General features: G+C 42.5%; 19 protein-coding genes and 1 riboswitch. Of the genes, 5 read left to right on the plus strand and 14 right to left on the minus strand.

The genetic code is table 11. From position 1 onward, the window contains the following. Positions 1 to 137 precede the first annotated feature (137 nt). The gene (locus tag JI667_RS18205) at positions 138 to 1331 is read left to right on the plus strand and encodes an MFS transporter (RefSeq protein ID WP_206857667.1); all 1194 of its coding nucleotides are present in this window, start codon (positions 138 to 140) and stop codon (positions 1329 to 1331) included. A gap of 40 nt (positions 1332 to 1371) precedes the next feature. Here JI667_RS18205 and JI667_RS18210 read toward each other — a convergent pair whose 3' ends face one another. The 4 genes from JI667_RS18210 to yiaA all read right to left on the minus strand — a co-directional run bounded on the left by JI667_RS18210 (position 1372) and on the right by yiaA (position 3893). Further along, positions 1372 to 2361 carry an HAAS signaling domain-containing protein gene (locus JI667_RS18210; RefSeq protein ID WP_244668385.1) on the minus strand — a complete coding sequence of 330 codons (990 nt, stop codon included), beginning with the start codon at positions 2359 to 2361 and terminating at the stop codon, positions 1372 to 1374. Next, positions 2358 to 2696, minus strand: coding sequence for a PadR family transcriptional regulator (locus JI667_RS18215; protein ID WP_206857668.1), 339 nt, complete (start codon positions 2694 to 2696; stop codon positions 2358 to 2360). The genes JI667_RS18210 and JI667_RS18215 overlap by 4 nt, the downstream gene beginning before the upstream one ends. Before the next feature lie 399 nt (positions 2697 to 3095). Further along, complete coding sequence (locus JI667_RS18220; protein ID WP_244668386.1) at positions 3096 to 3323, minus strand: BBE domain-containing protein; 228 nt, start codon at positions 3321 to 3323, stop codon at positions 3096 to 3098. A gap of 99 nt (positions 3324 to 3422) precedes the next feature. Next, the gene (yiaA, locus tag JI667_RS18225; protein ID WP_206857669.1) at positions 3423 to 3893 is read right to left on the minus strand and encodes an inner membrane protein YiaA; all 471 of its coding nucleotides are present in this window, start codon (positions 3891 to 3893) and stop codon (positions 3423 to 3425) included. A gap of 300 nt (positions 3894 to 4193) precedes the next feature. On the opposite strand from yiaA, the gene JI667_RS18230 reads away from it, so the two are divergent. Continuing rightward, a complete protein-coding gene (locus JI667_RS18230) occupies positions 4194 to 5189 on the plus strand; it encodes a tRNA dihydrouridine synthase (protein WP_206857670.1) in 996 nt (331 codons plus the stop codon). Between the two features lie 146 nt (positions 5190 to 5335). Here the strand turns inward: JI667_RS18230 and JI667_RS18235 are convergent, their stop codons facing one another. Both JI667_RS18235 and JI667_RS18240 read right to left on the minus strand, forming a co-directional pair. Then, positions 5336 to 6316, minus strand: a complete 981-nt coding sequence (locus JI667_RS18235) for a Gfo/Idh/MocA family protein (protein WP_206857671.1) — start codon at positions 6314 to 6316, stop codon at positions 5336 to 5338. A gap of 51 nt (positions 6317 to 6367) precedes the next feature. Continuing rightward, a complete protein-coding gene (locus JI667_RS18240) occupies positions 6368 to 7708 on the minus strand; it encodes an amino acid permease (RefSeq protein WP_206857673.1) in 1341 nt (446 codons plus the stop codon). Between the two features lie 121 nt (positions 7709 to 7829). Next, a riboswitch (glycine riboswitch) is annotated at positions 7830 to 7909 on the minus strand. A gap of 353 nt (positions 7910 to 8262) precedes the next feature. On the opposite strand from JI667_RS18240, the gene JI667_RS18245 reads away from it, so the two are divergent. The 3 genes from JI667_RS18245 (at position 8263) to JI667_RS18255 (ending at position 10928) form a co-directional block, all read left to right on the plus strand. Then, a complete protein-coding gene (locus JI667_RS18245) occupies positions 8263 to 9405 on the plus strand; it encodes an AbrB family transcriptional regulator (protein ID WP_244668387.1) in 1143 nt (380 codons plus the stop codon). A 229-nt stretch (positions 9406 to 9634) separates the two neighbouring features. Further along, complete coding sequence (locus JI667_RS18250; RefSeq protein ID WP_206857674.1) at positions 9635 to 10498, plus strand: helix-turn-helix transcriptional regulator; 864 nt, start codon at positions 9635 to 9637, stop codon at positions 10496 to 10498. Between the two features lie 52 nt (positions 10499 to 10550). Further along, on the plus strand, positions 10551 to 10928 hold the full coding sequence (locus JI667_RS18255; RefSeq protein ID WP_206857675.1) for a VOC family protein: 378 nt from the start codon (positions 10551 to 10553) through the stop codon (positions 10926 to 10928). A 105-nt stretch (positions 10929 to 11033) separates the two neighbouring features. Here the strand turns inward: JI667_RS18255 and rlmH are convergent, their stop codons facing one another. From rlmH to yycF, 8 genes are all read right to left on the minus strand, one after another. Next, the gene (gene rlmH, locus JI667_RS18260; protein WP_206857676.1) at positions 11034 to 11513 is read right to left on the minus strand and encodes a 23S rRNA (pseudouridine(1915)-N(3))-methyltransferase RlmH; all 480 of its coding nucleotides are present in this window, start codon (positions 11511 to 11513) and stop codon (positions 11034 to 11036) included. A gap of 95 nt (positions 11514 to 11608) precedes the next feature. Continuing rightward, a complete protein-coding gene (locus JI667_RS18265) occupies positions 11609 to 11767 on the minus strand; it encodes a CxxH/CxxC protein (protein ID WP_206857677.1) in 159 nt (52 codons plus the stop codon). Between the two features lie 120 nt (positions 11768 to 11887). Next, positions 11888 to 13129, minus strand: a complete 1242-nt coding sequence (locus JI667_RS18270; protein WP_206857678.1) for a S1C family serine protease — start codon at positions 13127 to 13129, stop codon at positions 11888 to 11890. Positions 13130 to 13405: 276 nt separating this feature from the next. Then, a complete protein-coding gene (locus JI667_RS18275) occupies positions 13406 to 14200 on the minus strand; it encodes an MBL fold metallo-hydrolase (RefSeq protein ID WP_206857680.1) in 795 nt (264 codons plus the stop codon). Positions 14201 to 14211: 11 nt separating this feature from the next. After that, positions 14212 to 15015, minus strand: coding sequence for a two-component system regulatory protein YycI (locus JI667_RS18280; protein ID WP_206857681.1), 804 nt, complete (start codon positions 15013 to 15015; stop codon positions 14212 to 14214). A gap of 3 nt (positions 15016 to 15018) precedes the next feature. Beyond that, on the minus strand, positions 15019 to 16335 hold the full coding sequence (locus tag JI667_RS18285; RefSeq protein ID WP_206857682.1) for a YycH family regulatory protein: 1317 nt from the start codon (positions 16333 to 16335) through the stop codon (positions 15019 to 15021). Then, positions 16332 to 18158 carry a cell wall metabolism sensor histidine kinase WalK gene (walK, locus tag JI667_RS18290; RefSeq protein WP_206857683.1) on the minus strand — a complete coding sequence of 609 codons (1827 nt, stop codon included), beginning with the start codon at positions 18156 to 18158 and terminating at the stop codon, positions 16332 to 16334. The genes JI667_RS18285 and walK overlap by 4 nt, the downstream gene beginning before the upstream one ends. Positions 18159 to 18164: 6 nt before the next feature. Further along, complete coding sequence (yycF, locus tag JI667_RS18295) at positions 18165 to 18872, minus strand: response regulator YycF (protein ID WP_206857684.1); 708 nt, start codon at positions 18870 to 18872, stop codon at positions 18165 to 18167. Between the last annotated feature and the right edge of the window lie 182 nt (positions 18873 to 19054).

Consider the following 19054-nt stretch of genomic DNA (forward strand, 5'->3'; position numbering starts at 1 on the left):
GGGAGCGGTTCCAGCGTGTCCTGTTTGTTTTTACCTTTTTTAAGGAGGACATACTGTTTGAAAATATTTTATGGTATGATGATTAAATTGTTTGCCCATTCATTCCAATTGGTATTCATCTAAGAAAAGAGGTAAGTATGAAAGAAACGGCATTATCCAAACAACATTGGTTTCTCATCTTTACACTTACATTATTAACATTTGTTCTCGGGACAAGCGAATTTGTCATCGTCGGGATTTTAACGGAGATTTCTTCCAGTCTCCATATAACGAATGCAAAAGCAGGAACCCTCGTTTCCGCCTTTGCCATTACATTTGCCATCGCCACCCCCATCGTGATGTCTGCAACAAGTCATTTTCCTAAACGGAAATGGATGTTATTCCTGATCGGGTCATTCATCGTTTTGAATGCTCTATGTGTGATTTCCACAAGCTACGTCATGCTCATGGCTCTACGAATGCTTACAGCCATTGTGACAGGAGTATTGATCTCCCTTGCCATGACCATTGCCAGTGAAGCCATTCCCGTCACGAAACGGGGAGTCGCCATCTCATTCGTTTTCGGCGGATTCACCATGGCCAACGTGGTTGGAGTACCGATCGGCACGGTCATTGCCGAATGGTACAGCTGGCACGGCACATTTCTATTAACAACGTTACTTGGTGTAGTGGCCTTTGTGGCATCTTTCTTGAATTTACCGAGTAAGCTGAGTCAATACCGCAGCTCCATGCGCGATCAATTCTCGTTATTGACCCACCCGCGCATACTGATGGCCTTCTTCATTCCATCCCTTGGGTTCGGTGCAACCTATGCGGTATTTACGTATCTTGTTCCCATCCTGAATATGATGGAAGCCCCGGGCAGCTCCATCAGCTTAATCTTATTCGCCTACGGTTTCATCTCGATCTTCAGTAACATCCTTGCAGGGAAGATCGCGAGTCACAATCCCATAGGAAGGCTTCGATTCGTATTCCTGATCCAGGCGTTGGTCCTGTTCGCCCTGTACTTTACGACGGATCATTTCATTATCGGTTTAGTCAATATCGGTTTGATGTCCCTGATGGCCATCCTCCTGACGACATCAACCCAGCTCTACTTGATTGATCTTGCCGGGGTGTATCAGCCAAAAGCGACGGGACTTGCCGCTTCCCTGATGCCCGTTGCAAGCAATGTCGGGATTGCCATGGGATCCGCACTCGGCGGTATCGTCTATCATCAAGGACCCTTGATGAATGTGACGCTGGTGGGTGGAGTTGTGGCCATATGTGCGAGTCTGCTGACGTTCTTGAGTTATAGGCTGGATCAGAAGCAGGGAACTGTGGCACAATGAGCATAAAAAAGGTTCTGATCCGTTGATCAGAACCTTTTTGTCATTTATACGCTTTTTTAAATCCTTCGTAGCTGTTGATGACCGCAGATACCAACAGGGCAACCGAGATGGTGAGGTATAGCCACTGGAAGTTGAGGGATTCGTTTAAGCTTGCCTGTATCCTATCCATAAATTCAGGATTCAACAGATCCATATTCCTGAACATAAACATAAAAGCAGCAACTGGAATGAGCTGAAATACTGCATTGACGACAGCAAGCTTTCTTGTCCAGACACCCGCTTTCCATTTCCTAAGAAGCAGGAAGATTTCCAGGACAACCAAGAACGCCACCAACGGCCAGTATCCATTAAGGACATCCTGATCAAGGATGGGGGTGAACGCTCTACCATTGTCACCCTTTTCATATATTCCCAGTATAGTCGAAGCTTTCACATAACAGGTTGACCAAATAACCGTCCAAATCAACCCTCCGAAAATCTCCTTTTTGGAAATACGTTTTTCTTTAGGGATATATGGGATGTCTTTTAAATCATCAGGACCCCACTCCTTGCCTTTGATGGTGAGCGGTGCTTGGCTGTCAGTGATAACGGTCCGTTCGATGACTGCAAACGTAACGGTGAGCCAAAAGAAGACCTGTATTCCCGTACTGATGACCTCCACAACCCCATTTCCTGCTATGGATAGGAAGATCTCAATGGGACTGGACTTCCCTGAGTAGTCCAAAACGGATGAAGCGGCTAATACGATAAACGTAATGGCTGCAGAAATCGGAAGGATGATTTTCAACAGCGTGATATAAAGGTCATAATATCTCGGTCCGATCAGATGCATCGGCTTTTCTTGATAATTCGAAGCCAAAACAGCAGGGTCCCCAAGTGAAACCAGCACCTCTCTCACATCATCTTCTGTATAATCCTCCGGCAGCATATCTTCAATCGAGGATTTCAATTCCAGGGCTATATCCTCCCGATTCTTCTCGGGCAGCCTTCGCATCACTTCTTGAATATAAAGATCAACAAGCTTCATCATTCCTCTTCCTCCCTAAATAATATCGCCAATTCCCCGTACATCTTTTCCCACTCCGCTTTTAACTGTGCCAGGATCTCGGCTCCATATGCACTCAATACGTAATACCTTCTCGGCCGGCTTTCGGTCCTGTCCCAGCTGCTTGTGACCAATTCTTGTTTCTCCAAACGCCTCAGAAGCGGATAAAGTGTACTCTGCTCCATTGATATCCCGCTTTTCTCCAGTAATTGCACAAGGGAGTACCCATACTGCGGAGTCCGCAATTGACTCAACACGGCCAGGGTCAATGTTCCCCTCCGCAGTTCCGTCGTCAAAGATGACAATAGTGACTTATTCATTTGTTCACCTCTTAGAATGTTTATACTGTGTGTCGTACACTATATGCTTTATACTATGTATCATACACTATGGACGTGTATGTAAGAAAGATAAATTTTGTTAAAATCTAGGAATGTTTAGTGCTTAGGTATTCGAATTGCTCGCATTATGTTAACTGAATGAGGAAAAGGTGGCCTGCCTGGTTCTATTTTACCTTTTTATTCCATTTCAGCTGAAAACAGGCTTGGATTGCGTCATTTTCCGGGTATATTGCGTCATTTCTAAAATATTTGCGTCATTTCGCCCCGTGATTGCGTCATTATTTCGCTTATTGCTTATTTTTACATATATTGGATATTTATCCCTATCTATGCAATGTCAAATGTAAATAGGACTCCATAAGAGTCCCTTTTCAACTATTATCTCAGGCCCTGAGGAAACCGGAACACGTGAAACGGATCGTATTTCCGATTCACACGCTCCAGCCTCTTCACATTGTCCCCAAAATTCTCCGTTTCATAGTTTCTCAGCTTACTGATTGGAAAGTTCACCCCTGAACCTTCCGTTATGCTTTTGATATAGCCAAAGCGCTTCCGCAACAGAATCTTCTGTCCGTACTGACTGAATACCCATGATGTACCTGGCATCCCTGTAATAGAAAGATCATTGAGTGAAGAGAGGTTTGGGTTCCGAAAAGAAACTAAAACGACTAAGGGCAGTACTGCAAGCAGTACCGACCCTCATGATCAATCTTTATCCCTGGCCACCTGTGTATCACGGATATTTTTCTGAATCGTGATGGCAGCAAATAGACTAAGAACAAATGACATGGCATAAAACCCTTTTTCACTCAAAATGATGCTTCCTGCATTATAAAGACCTATGGCCATCAAGGAAATTGAGACAATGACGGCGAACCAGCTGAGTCCGTAATAGATACCGGAAACAGGAACATCCTCTTCCTTATCTCTCACCGCTTTTTGCAAAGATACAGCTGCGTAAAGACCGAATACCAATACGGCAAAGTAATACCCTTTTTCATTCAGCTCCATTCCCGCATTGAACAAACCGATCAGATAAGCAGAAGCACCTACTACCAAGGCCGCCCAGCTTGCCCCTTTAAAAGCCCCCGTCGGTTCCCCTTCTTTTCTCTCTACCTTAATCTTCGGTTTCTTATCCTCGTTCTTCATTAACGGATTTTCATTGTAATCAGACATTGACCGCTCCCCTTTACTGTCGTAAATTGCATTCCTCTACAAAAAATATTATAACAATTTTTTACAGAATATACTTACATTTATTTTAAAGACTCTGGTTTATCCATATTCTTCAAGATTATAGGAATGATATACTTCAAATATTTCCCTTACATCAAAACGTCCCGTTCCCTTGCACTTTTTTCTTATTACCATTAAAGTATATACTGGTTGGAATCCATCTTGAATGGATAAAACTGAAGTAGATTACTTTTTAATTTTGGGAACGGGTTTCCCTGAAGGAAAGGGTTTAAATAGAGTATGAAAGATAATTTTTGGCATGAGTTACCTCGGCCGTTCTTTATTCTGGCACCGATGGAAGCCGTGACCGATGTGGTTTTCCGTCATGTTGTCAGTGAAGCGGCGAGACCTGACGTGTTTTTCACAGAGTTTACAAATACAGAAAGCTACTGTCATCCGAAAGGAAAGGACAGCGTACGCGGGCGTCTGACGTTCACGGATGACGAACAGCCGCTTGTCGCCCATATATGGGGGGATAAGCCAGAGTACTTCCGACAAATGAGTATCGGGATGGCCGAAATGGGCTTCCGGGGTATCGATATCAATATGGGCTGCCCTGTGCATAATGTCGCAGCCAACGGGAAAGGCTCCGGCCTGATCCGCCGTCCGGATACGGCAGCGGAACTCATCCAGGCAGCGAAAGCGGGTGGCCTTCCCGTCAGTGTAAAGACTCGCCTCGGCTATACCAAGGTGGAGGAATGGCACGACTGGCTGAAACACCTGTTGGAACAGGACATCGTCAATCTCTCCATTCATCTCCGGACGAAAAAGGAAATGAGCGACGTTGATGCTCACTGGGAGCTGATACCTGAAATCAAGAAGCTTCGTGACGAAATTGCTCCACATACCCTTCTGACCATTAACGGGGACATCCCTGACCGTCAGAAAGGACTGGAACTCACAGAAAAATACGGAGTGGACGGCATCATGATCGGACGTGGAATCTTCCACAATCCGTTCGCTTTCGAAAAAGAGAAGAAAGAGCACACAAGCGGAGAGCTTCTCGATCTTCTGCGTCTGCAGCTGGATCTTCATGATCAGTACTCCGAAGAACTTGAGCCGCGTCAGTTCAAACCGCTTCGACGCTTCTTTAAGATCTACGTACGTGGATTCCGTGGAGCCAGTGAACTGAGAAACCGTCTGATGGAATCAGAAACAACGGATGAAGTCCGGTCCCTGCTTGATGAGTATGCAGATCGAGTGAAAGAAGATGAAGGTTTTTCAGTAACGAAGTAAAGACTATACAAGGTAGAGAGGGGAGCCTCAATGCTTTTCTCTCTATCTTTCATTAGCATCATATTCAACGTTTCACAAACCCCATTAAAAAAAGAGCATGTCCTGTACCACATAAAACAGCAAGAAACATGCACTCTTAACGTTCTCTACTTCCCTACAATCCTATCCATCACCCAGTTCGTCCGCGCCCCGGAATCTCCCCTACCCGAACATTCCCCGCCATCGCCGGTTAACTCTTTCACGATCGTTTCTACTAAAGGCTGATGTACATGCATGGGACGTTCAAAACTCCACTCTTCTTTTCCTTCCGATGTCGTCAGCGTGACCGGATCATCCCCAAAAGTAGAAAAGCTGATCTTCCCTTTGCTTCCGACAATTTCATTCCGATCCACATCTTCAAAAGCCGTGAAACACCACTTTCCGACTCCTTGAACGCCGGAGGTAAATCGATACGTTCCCGTCACAATATCTTCAGCCTCATAATAGCCCGCCTGATTCGAAGCAAAACCCTTCGCTTCCTGAATGGGACCGAGGAGAAAATCCAGGATGTCAAGGGTATGACTGGCCAAATCAAAAAATAACCCGCCTCCGGCAACATGGGGCTGAACCCGCCAAGGTAGTTGTTCAGAATCTTTAACATCGTCTCCCGCTTTTTGATATTGGGTTGAGGAGACAAATCGAACGTCACCAATTCTGTTTTGATCCAGGATTTCTTTTATTTTCAAAAAGCGCTCCTGGCCTCGTCGGTAGTAAGCTACATATAAAGGAACTCCGGCACTCTTACAAGCTGCCACCATGTTTATACATTCCTGATAATTTCGGGCCATCGGTTTCTCTACATAAACCGGCTTACCGGCAGCCGCTACCTTGAGGGTATACTCCATATGGAAGCCTGGAGGCGTGGCGATATAAACCGCATCCACCTCCGGATCGTTAATCAGAGCATCGGCATCATCGTACCACTTCGGAACCCCATGCCTTTTTGCATAATCCTTTGCAAGTTCCCCTGTCCTGCGCATGACCGCCACCAGTTCAGAGTGTTCAACCTTTTGAAAAGCCGGTCCACTTTTTCTTTCGGTCACATCTCCGCAGCCGATGATTCCCCAACGGACTATTTTGTGTGTCATGACCTGGTTCCCCCTATTGGTTTCATTCTCTTTCCATTGTAACAATGATTTCTAACTCTTTCTCCTCACTCCATACAAAATAAATAAGAGAAGAAACCACATAGGAGTCAACAGTAAGGCTGGCCGAGTAGCCTCAGAAATCAGCATAATCACCAGAATCCCTGCAAACAACGTTAGCACAACGTAATTTATCAAAGGCGTGAACGGTGCTTTAAACGACGATTTTACGTGTAAGTACGGACGGGTTTTCTTATACTTTATATGACAGATCAGTATGATGCTCCATACCCAAATAAAACAAATGGCACTTATGGTCGTCACGATGCCAAAGGCCTGTTCCGGTATCAGCTTACTTAATAGAGCCCCTGAAGATATGACCAGCGTGGATAGGAACAATCCGTTACTTGGTACATGGTTTTGATTCAGTTTAGAGAAAGAAGACGATGCCTGGTGATCTTTACTTAAATGATACAGGATCCTGCTCGTGGAAAACATTCCGCTGTTACAAGCGGAGGCAGCTGATGTCAACACGACAAAATTAACGACCCCTGCCGCCAGCGGAATCCCCACCAGGCTAAATGTTTTCACAAACGGACTTTCTGCAGCATTCAATTCCATCCATGGATTGATAAACAAGAGGACGGTCAGAGCTCCCACGTAGAAAAATAAGATCCTCAAGGGAATTTTATTGATGGCAGACGGAATATTTTTCTCCGGATTGGACGTTTCCGCTGCCGACACAGCGACTAATTCCACACCGACATAGGCAAAAATGACCATTTGGAACGAGAGTAAGAATCCCGATATTCCATTCGGAAACAATCCTCCATGATCCCATAAGTTTTGAACCGTAACCGCTCCCGCATCTGTCTTAAACCCGATTACCAGCAAAATGATACCAAGGGCAATTAACCCAAGAATGGTGATGACTTTGATTAAAGCAAACCAAAATTCCAATTCCCCAAACAGCTTGACCGTTAATAGATTGAGTCCCAACAAAATGATGACACAGATAAGGGCAGGGACCCACTGCGGAATGTCAAACCAATAGTTCACATAGACCCCAACAGCGATCACATCGGCCATCGCCGTCATGATCCAGCAAAACCAGTACGTCCACCCAGTAACAAAGGAGAACCGGTGTCCAAGATACTCCTCCGCAATGTCCGGCAGAGATTGAAACCCGGCTTTCGATAACAATAGCTCCCCAAGTGCTCTCATCACGAAAAAAAGAGCAATACCCACGATTAAATATGCAAAGATGATAGAGGGACCTGCAAGCTGTATCGCCTTACCCGAACCTAAGAACAGCCCCGTACCGATCGTACCCCCAATCGCGATCAGCTGAACGTGCCGGTTTGATAGATCCCTCTTTAATTTTCGTTGTTCCAACCTTAACTCCTCCTTATAACCATTAAAAATAAGCATAAAAAAAGAGATTGGAAGGACTCCAATCTCGTGGTCATAAGAATACCAAATATCATTTGGTATGAGCACACACCAAAGAAATATCCGATACTCTTCTGTCCTTTTGCCTGAGATAATGAACCCTTCGGCGCCGCGGATTTCCGCGGTCTCTCCAGAAGCTGCTCCTGCTATGGGATGATCCATAGCAATCATAGCTTTCTATTAATTATATTTTTCGCTTACCGTTTCACTGTCGAATAGTTGATAATTTTAAGGGGTGATGGGGATTTTGTCAACAGGGAAAGATTTTGATAATGAATTATCCTATTGTTTATCCACCTTCCCCACTTGAAATCTAGTGACTATTCGTCAACCACTTTACATTTTATTATCGCAAACAAAATTTGGGACAAGTCTTAACAATCTTTATTTTTTCTTATTAGTCATGAAATTTTATATTAATAACGTTTCCCTATAATAATAGAAGAATTGATCATGTGAAAAAAATCCAACCACTTTAGAAGGGAGCATCAGTATAGATGAAAGTATTGAATAATAACTTGGTTCTGAATGGTATGTTTATTCTATTAAGCAGTGGAGGCGGTTATTTGCTTTCCTTAACAGGCATGCCTATTGCATGGATGGTTGGAACGCTTGCAGTGGCAGGAGTCCTGTCCTACAGGAAGCACTCAAAATGGAACAGAATTTTACTCCCCAAAAATCCGATTCAATCCTATTGGAGATATATCGGACAAGGGATTATAGGAATTCAATTAGGCCACCAAATAAACTTATCCGTAATCAATATGTTTAAACATCATTATGTATTGATCACTGTGGTGCTGCTTTTCTCCATCCTCGTTGCTCTGCTCTGCGGGGTACTCCTTTGGAGGTTTAGCCAAACAGATTTGCTTACGGGTTTATTTAGTACAACCCCAGGGGGGATAACCGCCATGCCAAGTATTGCAGAAGAGGTAGGGGCGAACACATTAACGGTGAGTCTGGTCCAGTTGATTCGTATATTTCTTGTAGTTGGAACGGTCCCGATCTTTGCGAGTTTTTCATCAAACACAGATGCACAGTCATCAAGTATTGATAGTACAGGTCTATCTCCTGTAACTTCAGTCCTTCATCCTAGTGCTTTCATTTGGACGGGGATTCTTATTTTGGGTTGTATTTGTGGATATATATTAGGTAAAAGAATGAAGCTTCCTGCTCCATGGCTGGTTGGTGGAATGATTGGAGTTGCATGTTTTCAAATGGTTGGAACATCTATACAAAGGGTACCCTTTACGATGTGGTGGCCACATTGGGTGACCATAATAGCACAAATTCTCATCGGAGCAAGCATTGGTTCACGTTTGAGCAGACAAATGTTTGCAGGAACCAAAAATATATTGGTACTAGCCATTTTCACATCTTCTTTAATGATTGCTGCAATGGGTCTATGTGCATACGGAGTGACAGAAATCACTCATATTCCATTCGCCACTACATTACTTGCCTTCGCTCCCGGTGGTGTAGCTGAGATGGCGACAACTTCTGTTGCTCTTCATGCAGATTCAGCCTTTGTTGTAAGCGTTCAAGTGTTACGATTAATAAGCATTTTTATCATTATACCCCCGTTTTTAAAATTGTTAAGTAAGCAGACAAGCTCGAAGCCATATGTAAACGAAATGTAAGTCTTAATCCCTTCTTTTGACCGAACAAACAGAGATTGAACCATTTGGGATGCAGAAAAAAACAGCTCTTGTCCATTAACCTGGACAGTGCTGTTTTTTTCAGAAGTGTTATTTATTTATGATACGGTTCATCCAAATTCATTGGTAATATATATGAACATACTAAAATTCCATTATTATGTATAATAATACTATGGAAAAATAAGTTATCTATTATGGAGATTGTATTATGATAAAAAATGATTCTACAAATTTCGTGTTGCATGCAAAAAGTGAACAGTTTTACTGGGAAGGAAATGGTCAACTGTCCATTAAAACATTCTTTAATGGTAAAGCCCATTATAAGACTAACAAAGGTTTTTTTGCTGTTGAAGAGAGTAGATACCTACTACTCAATGAAGGTGCATACACAATATCAATTGATGAACCTAAAGTTGTCGAATCCTTTTGTCTTTTCTTTAAAGATGGATTTGCTGAAGAAGTCTTTCATTCCTTAAAAGGAACAAATGATTGTCTTCTAAGCGATCCGTTTAAGGATACAAGTTCTATTGGTTTTTTTGAAAAAACCTATCATAAAAATAATATTCTATCTTCTCAACTGGAAAATTTCATGCGGATTTTACCTAGTCTTGATATTGATTCCGTTGGTTATGAGGAACAATTCCATAAGATAATGTATTCTATTTTAAATGAACACATAAATACATATACAGAAATCGAATCATTACATGCAATTCGTAATTCTACACGTGAAGAATTATATAGAAGGGTAAGTATTGCACACGATTATATTAGATCGTATTTTAATCAACCAATAAAACTAGAAGAAGTTGCTAAGGTTGCTTGTTTATCACCTAACCATTTATTAAGAACTTACTCTCAAATTTACGGTAGAACGCCCCATCAGCATATTTCGGTATTTAGAATACAAAAGGCTAAACAATTACTAGCAGACTTAGACCATAATATGACCGATATAACCTTTGAACTTGGATTTCAAAACCCTGTATCCTTTAGTAAAATGTTTAAGCAACATGTTGGTTTATCTCCTAAAGATTATCGAAAAAAAGTGATATTGGATAAGAAAAATTAGAGGGAGTTATTTATGCTTATCTTGAATAGATATTTGAAAGGAGAAATGTATTATGGAAACAACAATGGTTCAAAAGGTTGGACAGATTGGTGTACCTGTCAAAGACTTGAATAGAGCATTAGATTTTTACAAAGAGAAATTAGGTCTCTCCCTTTTATTTAACACTGATAGTATGGCTTTCTTTGAATGTGATGGGTTGCGACTAATGTTATCACTACCAGAAAAAGATGAATTCGCTCATTCAAGTTCAGTTATTTATTTTCAAGTAACTAATATTAAAGATACTTATAAGCACTTAGTAGGTAAAGAAGTTATCTTTATTGATGAACCACATGTTGTAGCGAAAATGGGACAAACAGAAACATGGATGGTATTTTTTAAAGATACAGAAGATAATACTCATGCATTTATGAGTGAAGTACAAGTATAAGAAAACCAAAAGGAGACCGTTTAAATAACCAACGGTCTCCTTCAATTTAAATTAGCCTTTTTAAGAAATCTTTATCCAGAGTTACTTCCACTCTCTGCTTTACCACTATTTGTGATACGGTTCCCCCCGATTAATCCGAAACGCCCGGTAAATCTGCTCCACCAATATCAATCTCATCAGCTGATGGGGAAAAGTCATTTTTGAAAAAGAAAGGGTTTCATTGGATCTTTTGATGACGTCATCACTGAGTCCCAACGACCCGCCAATCACAAATGCCACTTTGCTTTTCCCGTAGGTAGCAAGCTTGTCCAGGTTATCGGCTAACTCTTCTGAAGATTGCATTTTCCCCTGGATGGCCAGGGCAATGACGTGGTGATCGGGGGAAATTTTGGACAAAATCCGCTCTCCTTCTTTATTCTTCACCTGCTCCATTTCAGAATCGCTTAACACTTCAGGGGCCTTTTCGTCCGCTAGCTCGACAATATCGATCTTTGCATATGCACCAAGACGCTTCACATATTCGCTGATGCCCTGCTTTAAATATTTTTCTTTCAACTTCCCAACCGTTACTATTGTGATATTCACACATCCACACTCGCTTTACAAACAATTTACAAACACGTTATCCACAGAAACTATCCACATATCCACAATCCACTTCTTTATATGGTATGGGAATATTAGTTCGCCACTATATATACGGCGTTATTCCCACAATATTCACAGGTTGTGGATAACTTCTTTTCTTCAGAAATCTCTGTTAGTTGAGGCGCTACCTCATGCTCATCGACGATAATATCCATGGCTAATTCCACGTGTTCTAAGCAGCAATAAATCATCTCGTTTCCTCCTCCTCATACTAATAATCATCTATATATACTTATCCACAATCATCATATCATGTAAAGAAAAAGCAGGAAAGGGCGTGTCCCCTTCCTGCTTTTCGTTTTATCCACATGTTATAATCTGGATTCATCCGTTAATTTCATCGTGACTTCTTTCTTCTTACCATTACGATAGATGGTGACTTTCATTTGATCATTCACTTCTTTTTTATTATATAGATGCTTTCTGAGATCAATGACATTCTGAATCTTCTCACCGTCAAGTTCCGTGATGACATCAAGCTCTTGCAAGCCGGCTTGTGCAGCAGGTGAATTCGGAACGGTTTGTCTGACCATGACACCGTAATTGATATCCTTCGGCAGCTTTAATGTTTCCTGCTGATGGTAAGCAGAGATCTGGTTGACGTCTTCAAGGGTGACACCCATTGCGGGACGCTTCACTTCACCGTATTGCTCTAGATCTTCAATGATGGGTTTGGCTGAATTGATTGGAATGGCAAGTCCAATACCTTCTACCGCTTCCTGGGCAATTTTCATGGAGTTGATTCCGACCAGCTGACCGGAAATATTGATAAGGGCGCCTCCACTGTTACCCGGGTTGATGGCTGCATCGGTCTGCAGAACCTCTGCATTCCAATCTTCCATGCCATCCTGGTTGATATCGACGGGTATCGTTCTCTCCACACCTGAGACGACTCCCTGTGTCACAGAACCTGAGAATTGCAGACCAAGGGGATTACCGATGGCGATGACGGGCTCTCCTGCTTTCAACTCGTCGGAATTCCCAAACTCGGCAATATCGTCCTTCTTAATCTTGCTTCCATCGATTTCAATGACGGCAAGGTCTGTCCAAACATCAGTACCGCGAAGCTTTGCCGGAACCTTCGTCCCGTCAGCTAAGGTGACCTCTAACTGATCTGCCCCTTCGACAACATGATTATTGGTGACGATATAAACGGTCTTTCCTTCTTTTTTATACATGACTCCGGATCCTGTCCCTGCCTGTTGATCCTGGGTCTGTCCACCACCCTGCCCCCAGAAGCTTTGGGATTGGATATTACTGATTCCTACTACAGAATCTCCTGTCTTTTCTACTGCTTTCGTCACATCCGTTGTCACATCGACTGAAACACTCTGAGTGGTCCCATTATGGTAATTCTGATCGGTTTCTTTCAAATTCTGATCCGGTTGGACCGAATAAGGTAATATATCCAAGTTCGTCAGCTGCGGAATGGCTACGACTACGAGAATTGCACCGAGGATAACTCCCAATAATCCGGCAAGAAACATCCCACCCCGGTTTCCCTTTTGTCTGCCTGTCCTGCCTTCAGAATGATTACCGTCATAATATCCCATGTATCTTCATCCTTTCTACCAGCTATTCCTTTTGTTATTTTATCTTTCCAAGCCCGATTATAGTCAGGTTAAATTAAAAAATGATGAAAAAAAGGTAAGAATTTCATAATCAAACCCAAGAGTGGGGGAGAGGTTGATTGCGGGAGATAGGGATGACCCACAAATAAGGACGCCCAGTCAGACCTATGTGACTCTATGTAAAGATAAAAAGGTGAAGACAATAGTCCTCACCTTTTTCATACCTTCATAAGAGACATCATAAACATTTGAACCGGCTTAAATGGCAACTAAAGGTGTTGGAACTTTAGGGTCCGTATCAAATAGATCAATTTGTTCTCCTACCATTATTCCCTGGGACTCAAGTGTCTGAGTGACACTCATTCTTGCCAGGTCTTTCATATTGTTATCTAGGCTCAAATGGGCCAGGTAGATTCCTTTTGTGTTGTCTCCCATCACTTCACTCATGGCAATGGCCGCATCTTCATTGGATACATGGCCATAGTCACTGAGGATCCGCCGTTTGATATTCCAGGGATAACGGCACATGCGAAGCATCCCGACATCATGGTTACTTTCGAACACATAGGCATCGGCATTCGAGATGATCCCTTTCATCCGGTCGCTTACATACCCTGTATCCGTGACGAGAACCAGCTTCTTATCCCCATGATGGAAAATATAGAACATCGGTTCAGCTGCATCATGTGATACACCGAACGACTCGATGCTCAGTCCCCCAAAGTGCTTGGCCGTTTCCATATCAAAGGAGAACTTCTGCTCCGTATCGATTTTCCCTACTAATCCGTCCATGGCATTCCATGTCTTATCGTTCGCATAAATCGGAAGCTTGTACTTTCTTGCCAGGACACCGATTCCCTTAATATGATCACTATGCTCATGAGTGACCAGGATCCCCGACAGGTCTTCTATCTTCCGGTCAATCTGACTGAACAAACCTTCCATTTGCTTGCCGCTTAAGCCGGCATCGACAAGGAAAGAATGCTCCTCTGACTCGACAAATATTGCATTTCCTGTACTGCCGCTTGCAAGTACACTAAAATGCATCGTCATAACGCTCACTCCTATGTTTCTTTTTCTGGATTGGTGATTTCTACGATCTGTGCCTCAACGGCGTTAATAAATACATCTTCTTTCTTGTCATTTTTTTCGACGACGAAATGCCAGGTAGGGGCCAATACCTGATAATCATCGATGGGTCCGAAGGTTGAATAACCAAGGCTCGGAACACCGATGATTTCACTGCCATTGTCAATCTCATTGTTTTCCACGAGGAACCTGAGGGCATCAAAAGGGGTAACCAGCTGTTTTTCCCCCGTGGATTTTTTCAGATTATCCAACAATGTTTGTTTATAAGAAACGATTTCCCGGTCTGTATTCAAATAGAGAATCAATTTCCCATTTGCATTATTGAAGATTTTCCGGTCTTTGAACATTTGAAAGTAGACAATGGTCTGTTCTTCTTTACTATATTTCCAGAAGCTATATTGCTCTCCATTTAGGATGTGCTTCTTTAGAAAATCCTTTAATTCATCCGGAGAAAAATTTTCACTTATGGTTACTGGCTCTTTCAAAGTGGAATTGATGGTATTATCATTGACGGCATTCACTTCTTGATCCTTTAATTTTTCCAGATCTTTTTCACTGATCTTTTTCGTACTGGCACTGATGATGGCATCTTTCACCGGTTCTTTGGACAGCTTTGGAGGGTACTTAATATTGGCCGCTTTTAATGTTTCTTCAATCGTGGCCTGCCCTAACGTATCGGGATTGCTTTCACTGATTTTATTCATGAATATGGTCAGGAGAAATATATCCAGAACCAAAAAGACGATAATGAAAATGCTCTTCGTTTTACTCCAATCCATCTGTTAGAACGCCTCCAATTCTTCCAGCGGGACCCTTATCCAGTTTCCACTAAGCTTATAGTACCAGGAAGGTTCAAATAGTAAGAACTTCTTGTTGGATTCATTGGTATCCCTGGTCATCTTGTATCCGACGACAATATCCTCAACGTCTTCCAGTTCTTTCGAGCTGTTCTTCAACGCATACAGGACAGAGGCACCAGAAGGAAGCTGCACGTCTCTGATCGCATTTTTCGACACCTTGTCCAGTGTAAAGTACGGTCTTTCATACTTGCTGATGGAATTCGTTCCCCACTCTTGGATGACCTCAGCCATATGATTTTCGTTAAAGACCGGATGGTTCTCCATAAACAATCTGTAGACGATCTTGTTTTCAACGGTGCTGCTGGAAAAGTAATGATAATCATCCGTCCACCCGCCATGATCATTCACAAATTCCATGCTTTTTTGCAAGAGGGAGGCAGGTGCGATGGCGGAATCGCTATCGACAGATAAATTGATATACGAAAGAGTGCTGTATTCTTCATCCGTCTTCATGAAGCTTGGAATATTAATAAAGGTATTCTTTTTAACTTCCACGTTGTTGGGATCACTGAACAGTGCTTTCTTAAAGTCTTCCAACGATAGAGTATCCGCGTAGAACCGATAGCTCTTATAGTCTTTCGGATACTTTGGAAGAAAGATATTTTTTTTGGAATTCAGGGGCTGCTCTATATATTCATCATAAGAAGCAACCTGTTTCAAGAACGATTTCTCGAATTTTTGTAAGCTTTCCACATTCACTCGGCATTCATAAAAATATTTCTTACCGGAATCAAGGGAAGCAAAATAGATGATTCCTGCATCCGAGTTCACCGTGTTCAGATCAATGACGATACGGTCGAATGAGGCTGTCGGGATATTTTCATCTTCGAAATGGATGACGCGGCTATAGACGGAAAATGGAACATTATCAGGAAATACGATCTCGACTTTCTTCTCACCCTGAGTGATGGCTTTGATCTCGTCTTTCGTGTATTGATTTGAATAATCTTTCAAATCAAACAGTGTCCAGCTGCTTAAACCTTTGATCACATTGTCCATAGCTTCTCCATCCAGCGTCCCTACCGTCTTGTTACCTGCATGATAAAAAAGCTCATATGGCTTGATCAATACCTTTGAAAGATCAGGCTCCTTCATCTTATCCCCCACTGATACGTCAAAGGTTTCATTGCTGTCGATCGTGTCATATCCAGGTTGATAGGTCCAAAGGTTAAAGGTTAGGAAGATACTGATACAAACAAGTAAGGTTAATATAATCGATTTTATTTTTTCGTATTTCATGACCAATCATCCTCTTGTCCGGCATCATATGGGAGAGTAAAGATGATCGTCGTACCTTTCCCTTCCTTACTTGTCGCCCATACGTCACCGCCGTGTGCTGAAATCATTTCTTTTGCAATCGCAAGACCGAGACCCGTACCACCCATTTGTCTTGTTCTGGCTTTATCGACACGGTAGAAACGTTCAAAGATTTTCTCCAGATTTTCCTTAGGGATCCCTAACCCCTGATCCGATACGCTGATTTCAATATAACCATCTTTTTCTTTCACTTTGAATGTGATCGTTCCACCCTCAGGTGAATATTTCAATGCATTGGAGATGATATTGTCCAACACCTGGGTGATTTTATCCTGATCCACTTCTACGAATAACGCCTTGTCCGGTAAGTAGCGTTTGAAGGTCACATTGATATTTTTCGTCATTTCAAAACGATCGATGATTTTATGGAAAAAAAGAATAAAGTCGACCCAGTCTTTATTGAATCGATAGTCTTTGCTATCCATTTTAGAAAGCTGTAGAAGATCATTGACCAGCCTGATCATTCTTTCCGTTTCATTTTGTGTGACATCCAGGAATTGAGGGGCAATTGTTTCATCCTGCCAGGCGCCTTCTGCCAAGGCCTCGAGATAACTTCTCATAGTCGTTAACGGTGTTCTGAGCTCATGAGATACATTAGCTACGAATTCCCTTCGCTCTAGATCGATCTTCTCCTGTTCGGTGATGTCATGTAAAACGGCAATCAGACCGTTCACAAACCCTGTCTCTTTTTGAATGATAGAGAAATTAGCCCTCAGGATATATGGTTTATCCTTTGTGCTGTAATCTAAAATGATGGACTCCTGCTCATTGGACAAGTCATCGAACGTGTACTCCTCATCCAATCCCAACAGTGAAATGATCGGTTGGGAAACGACTGTTTCACGTGAAACATTCAACATGCTTGCTGCGGGATCATTGATAAGGATGACCCTTCCCTTTCGATCAGTTGCAATGACTCCATCGGTCATATAGGAAAGAACGGACGATAGCTTCCTTCGTTCTCCTTCTGTGGTAGCCTGGGCTTCCTGGAGCCGTTTTGTCAGATTATTGAACGTGATGGCCAATTGACCGATCTCATCATATCCATATACTTTAACCTTTCGGGAGAAATTCCCTTTCGCCATGGCCAGTGCCTGTTTTCGCATATCGGATATCGGCCGGGTGACGGTTTGAGCGAGTAAAACCCCCAGGATAGCCGTGATGACGAGTGCAATGATGGTCCCGTTAGTGAAGATTTTATTAATATCGTTCATTTGGTCATAGACCCGCTCGATTTCGCCAACGATATAGATGGCTCCGATCACTTCATTATTGGCTTCGATCGGTTTCGCATGGACCCAGATGCGGTCGTGTGTCCGATCATCCAGATACGTATTTTCAGAAGTAACACCCAGTGCAAGGACCCTTTTCACATCTTTATCGGATGTCACTCTGTTGACAAGCTTTTGATTATTCGGATCAGAAGTACCGATGATCCGCTTTCGATTATCGATGACCCTGATTTCGGCGATATCTGAATTCTTGCTGCTGTCCTCTAATATTCTTCTAATGTCTTCTTCCTGCGTGGGATCATCATCCTCACGCTCTTTGACCATTTCTTCCTTGATTGTGTACTCTAATAATTCCACTCGATTCGTAATGGAAGATTGGAAGTTTTCCACCAGCTTCTGCTCAAGTTCCCTCACGAAATAAACCCCGATGATTTGCATGGCGAGAAGGATGAGCAGAACGTATATCAGAACAAATTTCAAATGAATCGAACGGGTTAAACCAACTTTCTTCATTCCATACTACTCCTGTTCGGGATTTCGTAAGTAATAACCGACTCCTCTACGTGTTACGATCCAGGTAGGGTGACTTGGGTTATCTTCTATTTTCTCGCGAAGACGTCTGACCGTAACATCGACTGTACGTACATCGCCATAGTAATCATATCCCCAAACCGTTTGAAGCAAATGCTCACGGGTCATGACTTGTCCAATGTGCTTCGCTAAGTAATGAAGGAGTTCGAACTCACGGTGCGTCAATTCAATGGTGTCTCCCCGTTTTGACACAACGTAGGCATCCGGATGAATTGTTAAGGAGCCAACGGTTATTTCATTGTTCTCATCTTCAACATTTTGCTGAGCTCCATGTTGATGGCGTCGCAGATTGGCTTTCACCCTTGCAATCAGTTCCCGGGTACTGAAAGGCTTGGTCACATAATCATCCGCTCCAAGCTCAAGACCTAATACTTTATCGATTTCAGAGTCTTTCGCCGTCAGCATGATGATCGGCATTTCATACTTCTTCCTGATTTCACGGCATACTTCCATCCCATCGCGGTTCGGGAGCATAATATCAAGAAGGACAAGATCCGGCTTGATTTCTTCCGCCATCTTTACCGCTTCATCGCCATCATATGCACAATGAACCTCATAGCCTTCCTTTTTCAAATTGAACTGTAATATATCTGCAATTGGTTTCTCATCATCAACGACTAATATTTTCTTTTCCATATCAATTGATCTCCTTTAGAAAAAAGTAATGGATCATATAAAGTTGTGATTAGTATAGGATTCTTCCTTTAAATTTATCACTTTCTTCATATTAATTCATCTTTAACTCTATCATACCCTTTATTTCCATGCTTGTTGACTACAATCTAAATATAACAAAGGGGACTGACAAATAAAATGAT

The sequence above is a fragment of the Bacillus sp. NTK074B genome (genome assembly GCF_017303375.1).
In the GTDB taxonomy this organism is placed as follows: Bacteria; Bacillota; Bacilli; order Bacillales; family Bacillaceae_B; genus Rossellomorea.